This is a genomic window from Paraburkholderia sp. GAS33, from assembly GCF_050436645.1.
Taxonomy (GTDB): domain Bacteria; phylum Pseudomonadota; class Gammaproteobacteria; order Burkholderiales; family Burkholderiaceae; genus Paraburkholderia; species Paraburkholderia phenazinium_B.
This window is the reverse complement of record NZ_JBNDMP010000006.1, coordinates 61,475-77,981: the sequence shown is the minus strand read 5'-3', so window position 1 is coordinate 77,981 and position 16,507 is coordinate 61,475. Positions and strand designations below refer to the sequence as shown.

Sequence of the window (16,507 nt, the reverse complement as noted above, 5' to 3'; positions counted from 1 at the left end):
ACTCCCTTGTGCTGCCGGCATGCCCGAACTAGACCTCAACCTGATCCCCTACCTCGTTGCAATGGAGGAAACCCGCAACGTGAGCCGCGCCGCGGAGCGTCTGGGCGTCAGCCAGCCACGCGTAAGTACGGCGCTCGGCCGGCTGCGCGAGTATTTCGGCGATCAACTGTTCGTGCGCACTTCGCGCGGCATGGAGCCGACGCCGCGTGCTCTCGCGCTGATTCCCGCGGCGCGCGACGCGCTGCTGCGCATCGAGCAAGGCATGCTGGACGCGCAGGACTTCGAGCCGTCCACCACCACCCAGACATTTTCGATCGCTCTCTCCGACGTCGGCGAAATCGTCTTTCTGCCGCGTCTGCTGCAAATGTTCGCCGAACGAGCGCCACGCGCGAATCTACGCTCGGTCTCACTGCCGCCTTCGCAAATCGAGCGCGGTCTCGAATCAGGCGACGTGGATCTGGCGGTCGGCTACTTCCCGGACCTCTCGGGGAACAACTTCTTTCAGCAGCGCCTCTTCACGCATCGCTTCATTTGTCTGATGCGCAGCGATCATCCGCTCGCGCGCGAACCGTTGACGCTGTCGCAGTTCATCGGATGTGGACATGCTGTCGTGCGTGCCGAAGGACGCAGTCAGGAAGTCCTCGAGCAATTCCTCGAGAAAAAACGCATCCGGCGCCGCGCGGTGCTCGAAACTTCGCATTTCATGAGCTTGCCGTTCATTCTCGCGCGCACCGACCTGATCGCCACGGTGCCGCACGCAATCGGCTTTGCGTACGTCTCGGAACATGCCTCCATCATGCTCGTCGAACCGCCGCTCGAACTGCCGCGCTTCGATCTGAAGCAGCACTGGCATCGCAAGTTTCATAACGACCCGCGTGCGAGTTGGCTGCGTAGTGTCGTCGCCGAACTCTTTAACGACGCCATGGACGAGTGGCCGAAATAGCCGGCGCATTGCGGTGCCGCGGACCAGCGCTCACGGTTATAAAGCTGCAGCCTTACACACCGCATCGCAAAACATGGAACAATGACCGGTACCGGTCGGACCTGGTAGACGTGCGACCTCACAGGAGTGAAGGATGACCAGCAAGGCAAAGAAGACCAAACAAAGCGAAGCCCTTGGCCGCCCGACGCGTGAAGAGGCGGAAGATGCCGTACGCGTGTTGTTGCGCTGGGCCGGCGACGATCCGCAACGTGAAGGACTGCTCGATACGCCGGCGCGCGTCGTGCGCTCCTATGAAGAGTTCTTTGCGGGCTATTCGGTCGATCCGCGCGAACTGCTCGCTCGCACCTTCTCCGAGGTGGATGGCTACGACGAGATGATCGTGCTGAAAGACATCCGCTTCGAAAGCTATTGCGAGCATCACATGGTGCCGATCATCGGTCGTGCGCATGTCGCCTATTTACCGGGCCATCGCGTAGTGGGGATTTCGAAGCTGGCGCGACTCGTCGATGCGTTCGCCAAGCGTCTGCAGATCCAGGAGAAGATGACTGTGCAGATCGCCGATACGCTCAATGAAGTACTGCAACCGGCCGGGGTCGGCGTGATCCTCGAAGCGGCTCATCAATGCATGTCGACACGCGGCGTGCACAAGGCCGGCGTCACGATGGTCACCTCGCGCATGCTCGGCACATTTCGCACGGATCCGTCCACGCGTCGGGAATTCCTGTCGATCGTCGGCCATCCTGGTGTCGTGGCAGTGTCGAATACCTGAGCACGCACCCAGGTGCTCGCAAAGTTCCGTCGCGGGATCGGCGCTCAGACCCGCGATCAAAGCCGCAGCAAGGTACGCCGCGTCACGCTGTGCGACGCGGTGCGCGCTTCAGGTGCCCCATCGTCGCAAGCAAAACCGCGCCGAGCACACACACCACCCCGGTAAGCTGCGCACCCGTCACCGGCTCGCGTAGAAACGCCGCCGCCATCACTACGGCGCTGATAGGCACGAGCGCCGTCATGAGGCCAGCTTCCGCGCCGCTGATCCGGGCGGCCCCCGCATACCACAGCACGAACCCGCCAACCGTCGGCACCAGGGCGTAATAGACAACGCCAGCCAGCGCGGCTGCATCGAACGGCAGGCGCCATGCGTGCTCAAAGGCCGCTGGTACGATTGCCACCGCGAAGCCTATTCCACTCATCAATGCGGACAGCGGCAGCGCCGCCACCGGCGTGCGCAGTTTGCGGTTAAGCAGAATGAATAACGCTTCGCACACGATCGCGATAAACACCAGTGCATTCCCCGCTATCGAACTCGCTGCACGCGGGACGCCAAGGTCGCCCAGCCGCACGGTGCAAACCAGCACGCCTGATGTCGCAAGAATAATGGCGCCGACTAGCGAAGGCGCTGGACGCTCGCCGAGCGCCAGCATCGCCACGAGTGCCGACACGGCCGGAAGAGTGCCCGCAATCACGCCGGCATCCGCTGCCGAAGCGAGCTTCATGCCGCTGATCAGAAACACCGTGTAGCCGACGCTGCCCGCGCCTGCCTGCGCGATCAGCAGCAGCACGTCTCGCCACGCAAGGCGAGGCCAACGCACACCGCGCACGCGCATCACTAGCAGGAACACAGGAAACGCGATCGCAAAACGCAACGCAGTGGCCGAAAACGGCGGCAGCCCGGCCGCGATTGTCTTGCTGACCACGACCGTGCTGCCGACACCGATCATCGCCAGACCGCAAAACAGATAGCCGACGTAACGCGAATTCATTCTGCCGCCGTTCATGATTGAATGAGCGGCCAGCTTAGAAGTCGCGCAGCGGACGGTCTTGAACGAAATTGCAGCGTACCGCGTGTTGACGCGCGCAGATCGCCGTGCGCGCCGCCGCATGCAAAAGAAAGGAGAGAACGCTGCGAACACGGGCCACGCGGCCCACGCGAGACGCCGAACGGATCGCTAGCGGATCGCCGCGGCGTAGTTAGCCGGCGTCACACCGAGCAAACGCACGAATGCACGCGTCATATGACTCTGGTCCGCAAATCCCGCGGCAGCCGCCGTCTCGGCAAGCGCAGTGCCACGCGCAATCAGCTGACGAGCCAGCACAACGCGCCGCTGCATACGGTACGCATGCGGCGGCAGCCCTAGTGCTTGCGCGAAGTTGCGCAGCAACTGAAAGCGGCTCATGCCCGCCTCGGCGGCCAGCTCCGCGAGCGTAAGCTGTGCTGCGGGATCATCGTCGATGCGGGCTTTGGCGCGCGCAATCGGAGTCGCCACGTCGCGCGGCGAAACGTACCTCAATGTAGTGTGGCGCCGCGCGAGATGCCCGAGCATATGCAGTAGCGCCGTTTCGCGCGCCAGTGCATCGCCGGGGCCGGCTACCGTAACGGACACCAGGAACAGCCGATCGAACAGGGCGTTCAATACAGGATCGTGAGCGACCGGCTGCGTCAATTCAATCATCTGATGCGGCACGCCGGCTGGTCCCTGCGCTACCAGTTCACCCGTAACATCGCGCAGAAGTGCCGGCTCGAAGTAAAGCATGCGCCATGCGCGGCCACGCTCGTCCAGCGGACTGCCGTCGTGGACTTCCCCAGGGTTGACCATGATCGCGTCATTCATGCGCGCTTCCACCACGCCGCGCCCGCTCGCCGAGCGGTGTCCGCCTCGCACGATCACCCCAACGCCGAAGCGGTCGTGCGAGTGTCGTGGAAATGCATGTGCCGTTTCCGCAATCGTCGCCTCTACACCGGCGATCGCGCAGCGGGGCATATAGACGCGACCGCCAGTCACGGCGAGCTCCTCCAAGCGTGGAAGAGCGTCGGCATCAACGCCCCCCGTCGTCCTTGCGATCGCCTTCGCGGATCTTGCCCTGCGAGACGCTGCTGCCCGGCGGCACGCTGTGCGTCAACCAGACATTGCCGCCGATCACCGAGCCTCGCCCAATCGTCACACGTCCGAGAATCGTCGCGCCGGCGTAGATCACGACGTCATCTTCAACGACCGGATGGCGGGCATTGCCCTTGACCAGCGTGCCATCCACATCCGCCGCGAAGCTTTTCGCGCCGAGCGTCACGGCCTGATACACCCGCACGCGCTCGCCGATCACAGCGGTCTCGCCAATTACCACACCCGTGCCATGGTCAATGAAAAAACTCGGCCCGATCTGCGCGCCAGGGTGGATATCAATGCCAGTGGCCGAATGTGCGATCTCGTTGATAAAGCGTGCCAGCAACGGCACACCGAGCCGGTGCAGTGCGTGCGCGAGGCGGTGGTGCGTCATCGCCCATACGCCCGGATAGCAGAGCAGGATTTCGGTAATGTGCTGCGCAGCGGGGTCGCCCGTGAATGCGGCCTGAATGTCGCTGACCAGCAGCGCGCGGATACCAGGCAACTGCGTGCCGAATTCACGCGCCACCTCGAACGCGCGCTCGCCCAGCTCCGTCTCCGCTGTCTCGGCGTGTTCCGGCAGGAATCGCAAGGCGCGGCGAATCTGTTCGGCGAGCAGCCGCAAGGTGCTTTCGAGCGTGTGCCCAACGTAGTAGTCGACAGTCTCGTCAGTCAGGTCGGGCGCACCATAGTGGGTCGGAAAGAGCGCGGCGCGCAGGCCCGTGACGATACTGCCCACTGCCTCGCGTGAGGGCAGGTCGCGAATGCCGAGCGGGTGGCGGGTGCGGTGCAACTGCTCGCGCGACTCGCGCAGGTCTGCGACGATCTGCTCGAGGCCCCAGTTATGGGAAGGACGGTTTGACATGGTGAGGACGGCGCCCGTGCGGCGAGCACGGTTCAGAGTGAATTGTCCCCAGAGATTACCGCGTTTTGCCGCCGCTCGCGCGGCGCTGCATCCAGGCCAGCAGCGTCATATGGTGACGCTGCTGGCGTCGATCCAGCGCACCGCCCAGTCTCGCGCATGCGCGATCGCGGCGGCTTCATCGGTAAAGCGGAAATCGGTAGGGAAGAAACGGTTGGCCACCAGTTCGCCGTCGCTCGAACGGGAGATCACCACGTAAGGTTGCCACGTTCCATCTCCTGCGCGCGCCGGCTCGCAATTCAGCAAGTAGCCGCGATGTGTGAATGCAGCATCGAAGTGCATGTGTCACCGCCCCTGATTGCCTCGTATATAGTTGGCTCAAGCAGCGCCGTCTCTCTCTGGTCACGCTGAAACGGCTCGGTAAAAACCGTCGATTTAATAACCGCGCTGACTCGTCGGATTAAGATCATACTCTGTAGAAAATACGCGCTGGTCAAAAAAAAATCAAAAGAATGTCATACGCCCGCCCTGGTGCAAGCTGAACCGTGCAGCACCACTCAGGGAAGACCCGGAACAACTTTTGCTGCACTCACCTATGTTGTCTTCAAGGAGAAAGCATAATGAACAGCAATGTCACAGACACCACCCGTAAGCCCGGCACCGGCGGTCCGAGCAGCACAGAGCTGCACAACGACCGCACTCACGACAGCACCGTCGACACCGACGGCAAGAATCTCGAAGCTGCGCGTCTCGCGGGCCATAGCCCGATTGGACCGGACGAAGTCACAACCACCAACGCCACGCTGGTGAACAGTGTGCCGGAAGCAGGCGACGGTCTTGGCGGCTTCGACAGCCGCGTTGGCGGCAATCGCCTACTGCTCGCGTTAGAGCCGGGCTATACGGTGATCGACAAGGGCATGGTCGGGCCGCAGTCGGCCTACGATGAAGATCATCAGTTCGACGATCCGCGGCCGGTGGGGAGCCGTCAGGACCGTGGGCGCATTCATTACGCGCTGAACCATATGCGGCCGACGCGCGTCATCGAGCTGCAGCGCAGGACCAAGGACTGACCTTGCACCGCATGAGCTCACGAGACTCATGCGGCGCAGCGTTTACTTTCTTCCTCTTTCGCCCGGACCGGAGGGAATCCGCGTAGCGCGTACCGTTTGAATGACGACGTGGCGCTACGCGTCGCTGCATCGACACGCCGCTTCGCAAGACGATTCGAAACTGCAGGTTTAAGCACTTGCAAGCCGCACCCTCTTACTCCCGCTCCCTATCCCGTCGACAATCGAACCCACATTTAACATTCAGGGGTGGCAGATGAAAAAGATCGTCGTGATTGGCGCTACCGGCACACTCGGCCAGGCAGTGAGCGCCGAATTGAAGGCCCGCCATGAAGTAATCGAAGTGGGTGCGACGCGCGGCCAATATCGCGTCGACAGCACGGATCCTGCGAGCATCGAAAAGCTGTTCCGCGAAATCGGCAAGGTGGATGGCGTCGTCACCACCACGGGCAAGGTACATTTCGGCCCGCTGCCGGAGATGACGATCGAACAGTTCTGGGTCGGCTTACGCGACAAGCTGATGGGACAGATCAACGTGGTGCTCGCGGCGCAGCAGTACGTCAACGACGGCGGCTCGTTTACGCTGACCAGCGGCATCCTCGCCGAGGAGCCGATCCGGGAAGGCGCGAACGCGACTACCGTTAATCTCGCGCTGGAAGGTTTTGTGCGCGGAGCGGCGATCGAATTGCCGCGCGGTATCCGCATCAACCTGGTGAGCCCGACGGTGCTGACCGAATCGATGGGAGGCTACGCGCCGTATTTCCGCGGCTTCGAACCTGTGACGGCCCAGCGCGCTGCGCAGGGGTATCTGCGCAGCGTAGAAGGCGCGCAGACGGGACGCGTCTATCGCATCGGGTCTTGACGATGCGTTGACGCGCAATGACGTGTCAGTTGCCTGGCGGCGCCAGGCAACTGACGGCGGTGGGACGCGACCAAAAACGTCCCGCCGCCCCGAGCAAAACACTCAGTGAATTTCCGGCTCGCTGCCCGCCTCAGCCGCACCGTCGCGCTGCAGGAAGTCGAAGTCGCAACCCTTGTTGGCCTGCATCACGTGTACCTGATGCATCGCACCGTAACCGCGCGTAAAGCGCGGCGCCGGTTCGACCCACGCGGCCCTGCGGCGCGCCAGTTCCTCGTCCGATACCAGCACATTGAGTTTGCGTTGCGGCACGTCAAGTTCGATCATGTCGCCGTCCTGCACCAGCGCGAACGGTCCGCCGATAAACGATTCCGGCGCCACGTGCAGCACGCACGCACCGTAGCTCGTGCCGCTCATCCGTGCATCGGAGATGCGCAGCATGTCGCGCACGCCCTGTTGCAGCAGCTTCTTCGGAATCGGCAACTGGCCCCACTCCGGCATGCCCGGTGCGCCCACCGGACCCGCATGCTGCAGCACGATCACACAGGTCTCGTCGATATCGAGCGCGTCATCGTCGATGCGCGCCGCCATATCGTTGTAGTCCTTGAACACCACTGCGCGGCCGGTATGCACGTGCAGCTTCGGATCGGCCGCACCCGGCTTGATGACGGCTCCGTCCGGCGCAATATTGCCGCGCAATACGGCGAGACCATTGTTCGGCAACAGCGGCGCAGCGCGGCGGCGGATCACGTCGTCGTTGAAGATCTTCGCGCCTTCGAGGTTCTCACCGATCGTGCGGCCGTTCACAGTCTTCTGCGAGCGGTCGATCAGATCGCCGAGTTCGGCCAGCATCGCCTGCAGGCCACCCGCATAGTAGAAGTCTTCCATCAGATACGAACCGGTCGGGCGGACGTTCGCCAGCACCGGCGTCTGCCGCGAGATATCGTCGTAGCGGTTGAGCGTCAGGTCGATGCCGGCACGGCGTGCCAGCGCAATCATATGCACGATCGCATTGGTCGAACCGGAGAGCGCCAGACACGTGGTCACGGCGTTATCGATCGAACCCGCCGTGATGATATCCGACGGCTTCAGGTCTTCCCACACCATCTCGACAATCCGCATGCCGGTTTTCGCCGACAGTTGCGCGTGGCGCGAATCCGGCGCAGGCGTCGAGGCGAAGCCCGGCAGCGTGAAGCCCAGCGCTTCCGCTGCGCTCGTCATGGTCGAGGCCGTGCCCATCGTCATACAGTGGCCCGGCGAGCGCGCGATGCCGCCTTCCACGCCCTGCCAGTCCTGCTCGGTGATCTTGCCCGCGCGCAGGTCGGCCCAGTACTTCCAGGTGTCCGAACCGGAGCCGAGCGTCACGCCGTTCCAGTTGCCGTTCAGCATCGGACCGGCCGGCAGGAAGATGGTCGGCAGATCCATCGAGATCGCGCCCATCAGCAAGGCCGGCGTGGTCTTGTCGCAGCCGCCCATCAGCACCACGCCGTCTGCCGGATACGAGCGCAGTGTCTCTTCCGCTTCCATCGCAAGGAAGTTGCGGTAGAGCATCGTGGTGGGCTTCTGGAACGGCTCGGAGAGCGTCTGCACCGGCAGCTCGATCGGGAAGCCACCCGCCTGCCAGATACCCCGTTTAACTTCTTCCACACGCTGCTTGAAGTGCGTGTGGCACGGGTTCATCTCGCTCCACGTGTTGAGGATCGCGATTACCGGCTTGCCTGCATATTCCTCGCGGCTATAGCCCATCTGCGAGGTGCGCGAACGGTGGCCGAACGAGCGCAGGTCATTTACGCCATACCAGCGATGGCTGCGCAATTCTTCAGGGGTCTTTCTCTTGGTCACAACACTCTCCAACGACGTCTTGACTACAAAGCTCGTTAATAAAACACGCTGAGCACGCCTGCCGAACCGCCGCGTTACCTCGCGCGGCAGTTCGTTTGGCTCAGCGCTTCTGTTCCTTCACACGTGAGACGATCTGTGTCGGGCTCACGAATTGCAGCGCGATCAACACCCATACCAGCGTGATCGCCATATAGATCATCGCCATCGCATCGATCGATTGCGGCGCGCGCACCCCGGTCGAAAACACCGCGTAGTACAGCGCGACCACCAGCGTCTGCGTGCCGGGTCCGGCAGTAAAGAAGGTCAATTCGAACATGCCGATGGTGCGCACCAGTACGAGCAACCCCGCCGCCAGCATGCCGGGCACCAGCAGCGGCAGCAGCACGTAACGGAAATAGCGGAACGTATTCGCGCCGAAGATCCGCGCAGCCGCTTCGAGATTCGGGTCGATCTGCTCGATGAACGGCGTCATCACCAGAATCACGAACGGCAGCGCCGGCACGAGATTCGCGAGAATCACACCGGGCAATGTGCCGGCGAGACCGACCTTGTACATCACCGTCGCCATTGGAATGCCGTACGTGACCGGCGGCACCATCAATGGCAGCAGAAACACCAGCACTGCGAAGCGTTTGCCGGGGAACTGCACGCGTGCCAATGCATAGGCGGCCGGCACACCGAGCAATACCGACAGGATCACCACGGCGCCAACCACTTCCACTGTGACCCACAGCACGCTCGCCAACTGGAAGTCGCTCCATGCCTGCGCGTACCAATGCAGCGTGAAGCCTTGCGGAAGCAGCGTGCCGAACCAGCGCGTGCCCACCGAGTTGACAGCCACCGTCGCGATCAGCAGCAGGACGTTGAGGAGGAAAAACACCATCGCGCCCCACACCAGCACTTTCCAGATCCGCTCGGCAAGCGGCGTGCGCTGTTTGACGGCTTTGCCCGGCTGCACGCCGCGATTGCGGCCCGCGCTATCGTCTTCGGTCTGGCCGGCCTGGGTTTGCGGCTTGGCGGAGGCGGGCCACGCTTGCGTAGCGTGATGATCGGTTGTCATCAGCCCTTCCCTCCTGTCACCGGACCGCTATAGAAGAAGCGGCGCGCACCCAGCATTCCCGCGACCACCAGCAACTGCACGAAGCCCATCACCATCGCGATGGCCGACGCAAGCGAGTAATCGTAGTTTTCGAACGCGGCTTCGGCGGCGGCAATCGACATCACCCGCGTCGGTCCCGCCGGCGCGCCGAGCAGCACCGCCGAGGGGAACACCGAAAACGCCTGCACGAACGAGAGGCAAGCGGCCATCGTCAAACCGGGCACCAGCAGCGGCAGGTAAATGCGCAGAAACTGCTGCCACGGGCTCGCGCCGAGCGTGGCGGCGGCGCTGGCAAGCGTCGGATCGATCCCCGTCACGTACGACAGCGTCAGCAGAAACGCAAACGGAAAGCCCGACACGATCAGCGAAATCAGGACACCCCAATAATTGTGAGTGAGCCGTACTTCGTCGGTATACAGATGCAGGCCTTGCAGCGCCTGCGGAAACCAGCCGTTCGGCCCGAAATACGTGAGCATGCCGTCCGCAATCAACACCGTGCCGAGCGTGACCGGAATCACTAGCAGCGTCGTGACGAGCTTCTGATACGGCGAATTACGGCGCAACGCGAAGGCTACTGGAATCGACACGCCCACATTGATCAGCGTTGCAGGCACCGCGAGTTTCAACGTGACCAGGATGGTCGGCCACATCGACGTATCGGTGAAGAACGCGACGTAGTTCGCCCACAGGCCACCGCCGTTCATCGGCTGGAACGACAGCACCAGGCCGTAGGCGAATGGGTAGATAAACAGCGCAACGATAAAGATCAGCGCAGGCGCAACCAGCCAGCCCTTGGGATCGCGCGCAGCGACCGGCGGCGACAGCGTGCCGGCGTTCATAGCGCGTCGCCGTCGTAGACGAGTGTGCGTGAAGGCGGCACGCGCAACGTAATGCGCTCGCCCTCCGCGAAGTCACCCGCCACGCGTGCCCACAGATCGCCGAACGCCGATTTCACACGAATCAGCGAATCGCGGCCGCCGTATTCGACGGTCGTTACCTCGACGTCAAACGCGTTCTCGGCGCCGGGCGTGCTGCGTTCCAGATCTTCAGGACGCATGGCCACATTCACCCGCTTGCTGTTGAAGCCGTGCATCGGCATACCCAATAGACGGACACCGTTCGCGTTCACCGCAACCGCTTCTCCCTGCGTGCCTTCGAGCGTGAACTCCATCACGTTGCGATAACCCATAAAACGCGCGACGTGCAGGTTCTTCGGCCGTCCATACACTTCCTTCGGCGTCGCCACCTGCTGCACGACACCCTCCTTCATCACGACGATGCGGTCTGCCATCGAAAGCGCTTCGTCCTGATCATGCGTCACGTAGATCGTCGCGCGCTCGAGCTGACTATGGATGCGGCGAATCTCCGCGCGCATCTCGATGCGCAGCTTCGTATCGAGATTCGACAAAGGTTCATCCATCAGCACGAGTGGCGGCTCGATCACGATGGCCCGCGCGATTGCTACGCGCTGTTGCTGGCCGCCGGACAACTGACCCGGCAGCTTGCCTTCATGCCCGACCAGTTGCACGAGCTGCAAGGCTTCGCGCGCGCGGCGCACCGCCTCGCTTCTCGCGACGCCGCGCATCTTCAGTCCAAAGCCGACGTTGTCGAGTACGCTCATGTGTGGAAACAATGCGTAGTTCTGAAACACCATGCCGAAGCCGCGCTTTTCCGGCGGCAGGACGTCGATACGGGTGTCGTCGAGCCAGATGCCGCCGCCGGTGAGCGGTTGCAAGCCGGCGATGCAATTGAGCGCGGTCGACTTGCCGCACCCGGACGGCCCCAGCAACGCAATGAACTCGCCGCGCTGGATGTTCAGATCGAGGCCCTGCAACGCAGCCACAGGATGCCCTTCAGCATTCGTAAAACTGCGGCTCACCGAATCGAGACGCAACTGCTCAAAATGAGGCTTCATGGCGCTTACTCCCGTCCCATGCAAAGCGGAGGCGGGCCGTAGCCCGCGCTCCGGCTATTGGCTTTTCTGCGCGCCGATATCACGGTCCCACTTCTGGAACGCGGCGACCATCGCAGCAGCGTCTAGCGGCAGAACGTGCGGATGAGCGGCCAGCATTTGCGTATATTCCGGTCGGCCGTATTTCTTCAGGACTTCCTGGCTATGCGCCGGCGCCTGATCGACGGTCACGCCCTTGATAGCCGGTCCCGGGTAGAAGTAGCCATCGTCATAGGTCAACGCCTGCTGCGCCGGTTCCAGCATGAAGTTCATCAGCTTGTAGAGCACGTCGAGCTTCTCTTTCGGCACGCCCTTCGGAATCACCATGTAGTGCGCGTCGTCGACCCACGTCATGTTGTCGAAGTTCTGCACACGGAACTCCGCCGGTACGATCCCGAGCGCACGCGGGTTGATGTCCCAGCCGGTCACCGTCACCGTCATGTCGCGAGTGCCTTCGCCGAGTTCCTTCATCACCGCCGATGTGCCGCCAGGGTAATACGGAATGCAGTCGTTCAGCTGCTTGAGGAATGCCCAGGTCTTGTCCCAGCCGTGCACCGGATCGCGCGGGTCCTTGTCGCCAAGCACATACGGCAGCCCCATCAGGAACGTGCGGCCCGGGCCGGAGTTAGCCGGACGGGCGTAGATCAGCTTGTTCGGATGCGCCTTGCACCATTGCAGCAACTGATCGGGAGTCTTCGGCGGATCGGTGACCTTGGCCGGGTTGTATTCGAGCAGCGGTCCAGCCGGCATGTACGCCACTTCCAGCCCAAAGCCCTGCGCCAGGTCCTGCATCTTGCGTGGACCAGGCGCGTATTTGTCGAGCACGCCCGGGAAGGTGGCGGCCTGCTCCGGCAGCAGCTTGGTCCACAGGCTCTGTTCGATGCCTGCAGCGAGTGCGTCCGTGCCGGTCAGCACCAGATCGATATCGGAGCGGCCAGCCGCCTGCATCGCCTTGATCTTGCCGGGCAATTGCGGCGCCGGAGCGTTCGTATAGGTGATGTTCGCCACGAGGTTCGGGTACTTCGCCTTGAACGCCTCAAAGCCCTTTTGCGTCAACTGAAGATCGCCCGCTACATCGACGATATTGAGCGTGACGGGGTCTGCATAGGCCGGCGACGCGAAGGTCGCGCCCAACGCTGTTCCCACTGCCACGCAGATACTCGCTAACCTGACTGACAAGCTGCCAGAAAAAGTCATTACGTCTCCTCGCTTCTTGGTATGGAAGTCCGCCGGTCGGATTGCGGTGCCCGCGGTACGTGTCTCTCAATGCAACATAGCCAGCGCCCATTCATCACGTCAAGCAAATCGCAGGCTAAAGCGCGGGCAAGACGCCGTAGCCTGTTTCAGCAAAATCCTTTTGATGCTTAACCACCCTTCACACCCTGCGTGTTCACGTACAGCGAATACAAACCGTGGCTCGCCGCCATGAACAGGCGATTGCGATGCACGCCGCCAAAGCAGACGTTCGCGCAACGCTCGGGCAATGCAATATGGCCGATCGCCTCGCCTTGCGGCGTGAAGATGCGCACACCATCGAGTTCGTCGGTGCCCATACCCCAGCCGCACCACAGGTTGCCGTGAATATCCACGCGGAAGCCGTCCGGCGTGCCCGGGCCCGCATCGATGAGCACGCGGTTGTTCGAAAGCGTGTTGCCGCTGACGTCGAACGCGCGGATCTTGCGCGGCTCGCTACGCGACTCGACCACGTACAGAATCTTTTCATCCGGCGAGAACGCAAGCCCGTTCGGGCCAAGCACATCGTCGATCACCATCGTCACTTCGCCGCTCTGCCCGTCCACGCGGTACACGCAGGCCGGCAATTCAGACTCCTGGTGCTCGCCTTCGTAAAACCCGTCGATGCCGAAAGTGGGATCCGTAAACCAGATCGAGCCGTCCGACTTGACAACCACATCGTTAGGCGAATTGAGGCGCTTGCCGTTGTAACGATCCGCCAGCACGGTGATCGAACCGTCGTACTCGGTACGCGTGACGCGGCGTGTCAGATGCTCGCAACCGATGAGCCGCCCTTCACGGTCGCGCGTGTGACCGTTGGCGTTGTTCGACGGCTGGCGAAACGGCGTCACCGTACCGCTGTGTTCATCCCAACGCAGAATGCGGTTGTTCGGGATGTCGCTCCACAGCAGATAACGCCCGTCGCCAAACCATACCGGACCTTCCGACCAGCGCGCGCCCTGGTACAGGCATTCGACTGAAGCCGACGCAAGACGCAAGGCTTTGAAACGCGGATCGAGAATACGGACGGCGGGGTCGGGATAGCGTCGGTTTGTCTCGGTCATGCAATGTCCTTTGGATGCTTCGTTTGGTGCCTCTTACGGCGCCCATATGGCGCTTCTTCGCACGGCACCTCGTTCGGCGCCCGTGCGAAGCGATCGACGCTTACCCCTGCACAAGCTTGCCGTCGCGCAGGCGCCAGAGCTTGAGCGGATTATCGTCGTGCAACGCTTCGGGCAACAGTTCGGCCGGCAAGTCCTGATAGCAGACCGGGCGCAAGAAGCGCTCGATTGCGGTCGCACCCACTGAAGTCGCACGCCCGTCGGACGTAGCCGGGAACGGGCCGCCGTGAACCATCGCATGTGAAACTTCGACGCCCGTCGGGAAACCGTTCGCCAGAATCCGGCCTACCTTGCGCTCGAGTGTCGGCAACAGACGCCGCGCCAGTGCGTAATCGTCGGCTTCAAGTTGCAGGGTCGCCGTCAGCTGGCCTTCGAGATGGCCGGCCACCTTGAGCATTTCGTCGATGTCCGCACAGGTGACGATCAACGAAGTCGGCCCAAAGATTTCGTCTTCGAGTTGCGCTGTCGCGAGAAATTTCGCCGCCGTGGTTTCGAACAGGACCGGGATGGCGGCGCAAGTCGCTTCCGATGGCGTGCCCTGCGCCACGCTTTGTACGCCGCTCTGCTCCGCGCGTTGCTTGACGCCGTCCTTATAGGCAGCGGCGATGCCGGCGGTCAGCATCGTCTGCTCGCTTTTCTTGGCGAGCGCCTGCGCGGTGGCGTCGATGAAGCCGCGTGTATGCGGCCCTTCGAGCACCAGCACGAGGCCCGGGTTCGTGCAGAACTGGCCCACCCCAAGCGTGACCGAATCGACCAGCGCATTCGCCAGCGTTTCGGCGCGCTTCGCCAGCGCACCGGGGAACACGAAGAACGGATTGACGCTGCTCATCTCCGCGAACACGGGAATCGGCTCGCGACGCTTCGAGGCGATGTCGACCAGCGCCAGGCCGCCGCGCCGCGAACCGGTAAAGCCCACCGACTTGATGGCCGGATGCTTGACCAGCGCCTCGCCGATTTCATTACCCGCGCCGATGACGAGCGAGAACACGCCTTCCGGCAGACCGCTATCGGCCACGGCTTTCTGAATGGCCCGTCCGACCAGTTCGGAGGTGCCGAGGTGGGCCGGATGCGCCTTGACGACTACCGGGCAACCGGCGGCCAGCGCGGAGGCGGTATCGCCACCCGCCACGGAAAATGCGAGCGGGAAGTTGCTCGCGCCGAACACGGCAACCGGCCCGACCGGAATCTTCTGCAGACGCAAATCCGAGCGCGGCAACGGCTTACGCTCGGGCAGCGCTGAGTCGAGCGTAGCGGTTAGCCAGCGGCCTTCGCGCACGAGCGTTGCAAACAGCTTGAGCTGCCCGACCGTGCGTGCGCGCTCGCCTTCGAGGCGCGCTTTGGGCAGCGCCGATTCAACGTGAGCGCGCTCGATCAGCGCGTCGCCGAGCGCGACGATATTCTCGCCGATCGCTTCCAGAAAACGTGCGCGCGTCTCGAGCGGCGCATGACGGTAAGCGTCGAACGCCTGGGCCGCCAGCTCGCATGCGCGGTCGACATCCGCTGCGCCGCCGGCGCCGAACGCGGGTTCGATCTCCGCGTTACGCGCCGGATCGAACGCGCGCAATGTGCCTTTGGTCCCGCGTACTGCGGAACCACCCAAAAGCATGTCTCCTGTGATCTGCATCTTGCAATTCCCTTAACGTGCCGCGGAGGTTTCCGCAAATTGGCGTTCGAAAGCGAGCAGCGCCTGTGTCGCGCTGTCGATACTCGCATGATGCCCCACTGGGCTCGAACTCAACAGCGGCAGCATCGGTCCCATGTCCGCGATTTTCGAGAAAGTCACGGCGTCGTGCAGCACGCGGATCAGCGAAATATCGTCGCGCAAGGTTTCGAGCGGCATGAAAGCGTCATAAAGGCGTTGGGCCTCGTCCATCTGGCCGGCCTTGATGGCACGCAGCAACGCCATGACGGCATGCGAGGCGATGCAGCCGGAGCCCGTGGTCCATGCGGCGAGACCGAATTCACGCAGATGCACCAGCGCCGGACGTTCGCCCATGCCGGACACCAGTTTAGCGGCTGGCACGCTTTCGAGCAGACGGCGCAGATACACGTCGTCGGCCGGGTTCTCACGCACGATGGCGTACTTGACCGCGATCAGCGTGCCGCTGTCGACGAGGCGCGCAAGCGTGTCGACGTCCACGTAGTTTTCGCTCTTGACGTAGAGCGTGAGCGGGATTCCCGCGGCGTCGACGATCCGCTTGAGACCGGTTTCGACGCCTTCGGAAGTGGTAAAGCCGGCGAGCGGCAGGACCATCGCCGTGCGATACGAGGTCTGCGCGAGGATGCGGGCCTGGTCGAGCATCTTGCCGTAGTCGGCGCCGATGGCCGGAATCACCCGGGTGTCCGGACCCGCGCTTTCCGCGAGCATGTCGAGCAGTTCGCGGTATTCGCTCACGGCCACGTGATACAGGTTGGCGTTGCCGCCATACAGCAAGGTGCGCACGCCGCCGGCTTCGATGTGCCGGATCAGCTTCTGGTTTTCGGCGGCGTCGAGCGAATAATCGGCGCGGCGGGCCAGCGGCGGCACGGCCATCACGGTGGCGGCAAACTCGCTATCGAGGATGGGGGAGATTTTCATGGCGCCTCAGCACAGTATCGAAGAATTGATGCCAAGGTAGCACCGGGTCCGCAAGGTTGTCAAACAACATTTGCGA

16 protein-coding genes are annotated in these 16,507 nt (G+C 62.8%); 4 read left to right on the top strand and 12 right to left on the bottom strand.

The features are described from left to right. Positions 1-19 precede the first annotated feature (19 nt). Both P3T24_RS19820 and folE read left to right on the top strand, forming a co-directional pair. Positions 20-943, top strand: coding sequence for a LysR family transcriptional regulator (locus tag P3T24_RS19820; protein WP_429409131.1), 924 nt, complete (start codon positions 20-22; stop codon positions 941-943). Between the two features lie 133 nt (positions 944-1,076). Continuing rightward, positions 1,077-1,712 (top strand): GTP cyclohydrolase I FolE, encoded by a 636-nt coding sequence (folE, locus tag P3T24_RS19815; RefSeq protein WP_074267648.1) that lies wholly within the window; start codon positions 1,077-1,079, stop codon positions 1,710-1,712. 82 nt (positions 1,713-1,794) lie between these two features. Here folE and P3T24_RS19810 read toward each other — a convergent pair whose 3' ends face one another. The 4 genes from P3T24_RS19810 to P3T24_RS19795 form a co-directional block, all read right to left on the bottom strand. Further along, the gene (locus tag P3T24_RS19810; RefSeq protein ID WP_429437020.1) at positions 1,795-2,703 is read right to left on the bottom strand and encodes a DMT family transporter; all 909 of its coding nucleotides are present in this window, start codon (positions 2,701-2,703) and stop codon (positions 1,795-1,797) included. A 186-nt stretch (positions 2,704-2,889) separates the two neighbouring features. Continuing rightward, a complete protein-coding gene (locus P3T24_RS19805; protein WP_429437549.1) occupies positions 2,890-3,702 on the bottom strand; it encodes an AraC family transcriptional regulator in 813 nt (270 codons plus the stop codon). A gap of 55 nt (positions 3,703-3,757) precedes the next feature. Beyond that, on the bottom strand, positions 3,758-4,684 hold the full coding sequence (epsC, locus tag P3T24_RS19800; RefSeq protein WP_429437018.1) for a serine O-acetyltransferase EpsC: 927 nt from the start codon (positions 4,682-4,684) through the stop codon (positions 3,758-3,760). 105 nt (positions 4,685-4,789) lie between these two features. Further along, positions 4,790-5,023: a hypothetical protein gene (locus P3T24_RS19795; RefSeq protein ID WP_074267645.1), complete on the bottom strand. Its 234-nt coding sequence runs from the start codon at positions 5,021-5,023 to the stop codon at positions 4,790-4,792. Between the two features lie 278 nt (positions 5,024-5,301). Between P3T24_RS19795 and P3T24_RS19790 the strand changes: the two genes are divergently transcribed. Then, complete coding sequence (locus P3T24_RS19790) at positions 5,302-5,751, top strand: DUF3005 domain-containing protein (RefSeq protein ID WP_429288098.1); 450 nt, start codon at positions 5,302-5,304, stop codon at positions 5,749-5,751. Positions 5,752-6,004: 253 nt separating this feature from the next. Next, the gene (locus tag P3T24_RS19785; protein WP_074267643.1) at positions 6,005-6,610 is read left to right on the top strand and encodes a short chain dehydrogenase; all 606 of its coding nucleotides are present in this window, start codon (positions 6,005-6,007) and stop codon (positions 6,608-6,610) included. A 102-nt stretch (positions 6,611-6,712) separates the two neighbouring features. Here P3T24_RS19785 and araD read toward each other — a convergent pair whose 3' ends face one another. From araD to P3T24_RS19745, 8 genes are all read right to left on the bottom strand, one after another. Next, positions 6,713-8,449: an L-arabinonate dehydratase gene (gene araD, locus P3T24_RS19780; protein WP_429437015.1), complete on the bottom strand. Its 1,737-nt coding sequence runs from the start codon at positions 8,447-8,449 to the stop codon at positions 6,713-6,715. Between the two features lie 100 nt (positions 8,450-8,549). Further along, on the bottom strand, positions 8,550-9,509 hold the full coding sequence (locus P3T24_RS19775) for an ABC transporter permease (protein ID WP_074267641.1): 960 nt from the start codon (positions 9,507-9,509) through the stop codon (positions 8,550-8,552). Next, positions 9,509-10,387, bottom strand: a complete 879-nt coding sequence (locus tag P3T24_RS19770) for an ABC transporter permease (protein ID WP_429437012.1) — start codon at positions 10,385-10,387, stop codon at positions 9,509-9,511. The genes P3T24_RS19775 and P3T24_RS19770 overlap by 1 nt, the downstream gene beginning before the upstream one ends. After that, on the bottom strand, positions 10,384-11,463 hold the full coding sequence (locus P3T24_RS19765; RefSeq protein WP_429288102.1) for an ABC transporter ATP-binding protein: 1,080 nt from the start codon (positions 11,461-11,463) through the stop codon (positions 10,384-10,386). The genes P3T24_RS19770 and P3T24_RS19765 overlap by 4 nt, the downstream gene beginning before the upstream one ends. Positions 11,464-11,517: 54 nt before the next feature. After that, the gene (locus tag P3T24_RS19760; RefSeq protein ID WP_074267638.1) at positions 11,518-12,696 is read right to left on the bottom strand and encodes an extracellular solute-binding protein; all 1,179 of its coding nucleotides are present in this window, start codon (positions 12,694-12,696) and stop codon (positions 11,518-11,520) included. 167 nt (positions 12,697-12,863) lie between these two features. Next, complete coding sequence (locus tag P3T24_RS19755; RefSeq protein WP_429409136.1) at positions 12,864-13,796, bottom strand: SMP-30/gluconolactonase/LRE family protein; 933 nt, start codon at positions 13,794-13,796, stop codon at positions 12,864-12,866. Positions 13,797-13,896: 100 nt separating this feature from the next. Further along, positions 13,897-15,477: an aldehyde dehydrogenase (NADP(+)) gene (locus P3T24_RS19750; RefSeq protein ID WP_429437010.1), complete on the bottom strand. Its 1,581-nt coding sequence runs from the start codon at positions 15,475-15,477 to the stop codon at positions 13,897-13,899. Positions 15,478-15,489: 12 nt separating this feature from the next. After that, positions 15,490-16,431, bottom strand: a complete 942-nt coding sequence (locus P3T24_RS19745; RefSeq protein WP_429288105.1) for a dihydrodipicolinate synthase family protein — start codon at positions 16,429-16,431, stop codon at positions 15,490-15,492. Positions 16,432-16,507 lie beyond the last annotated feature (76 nt).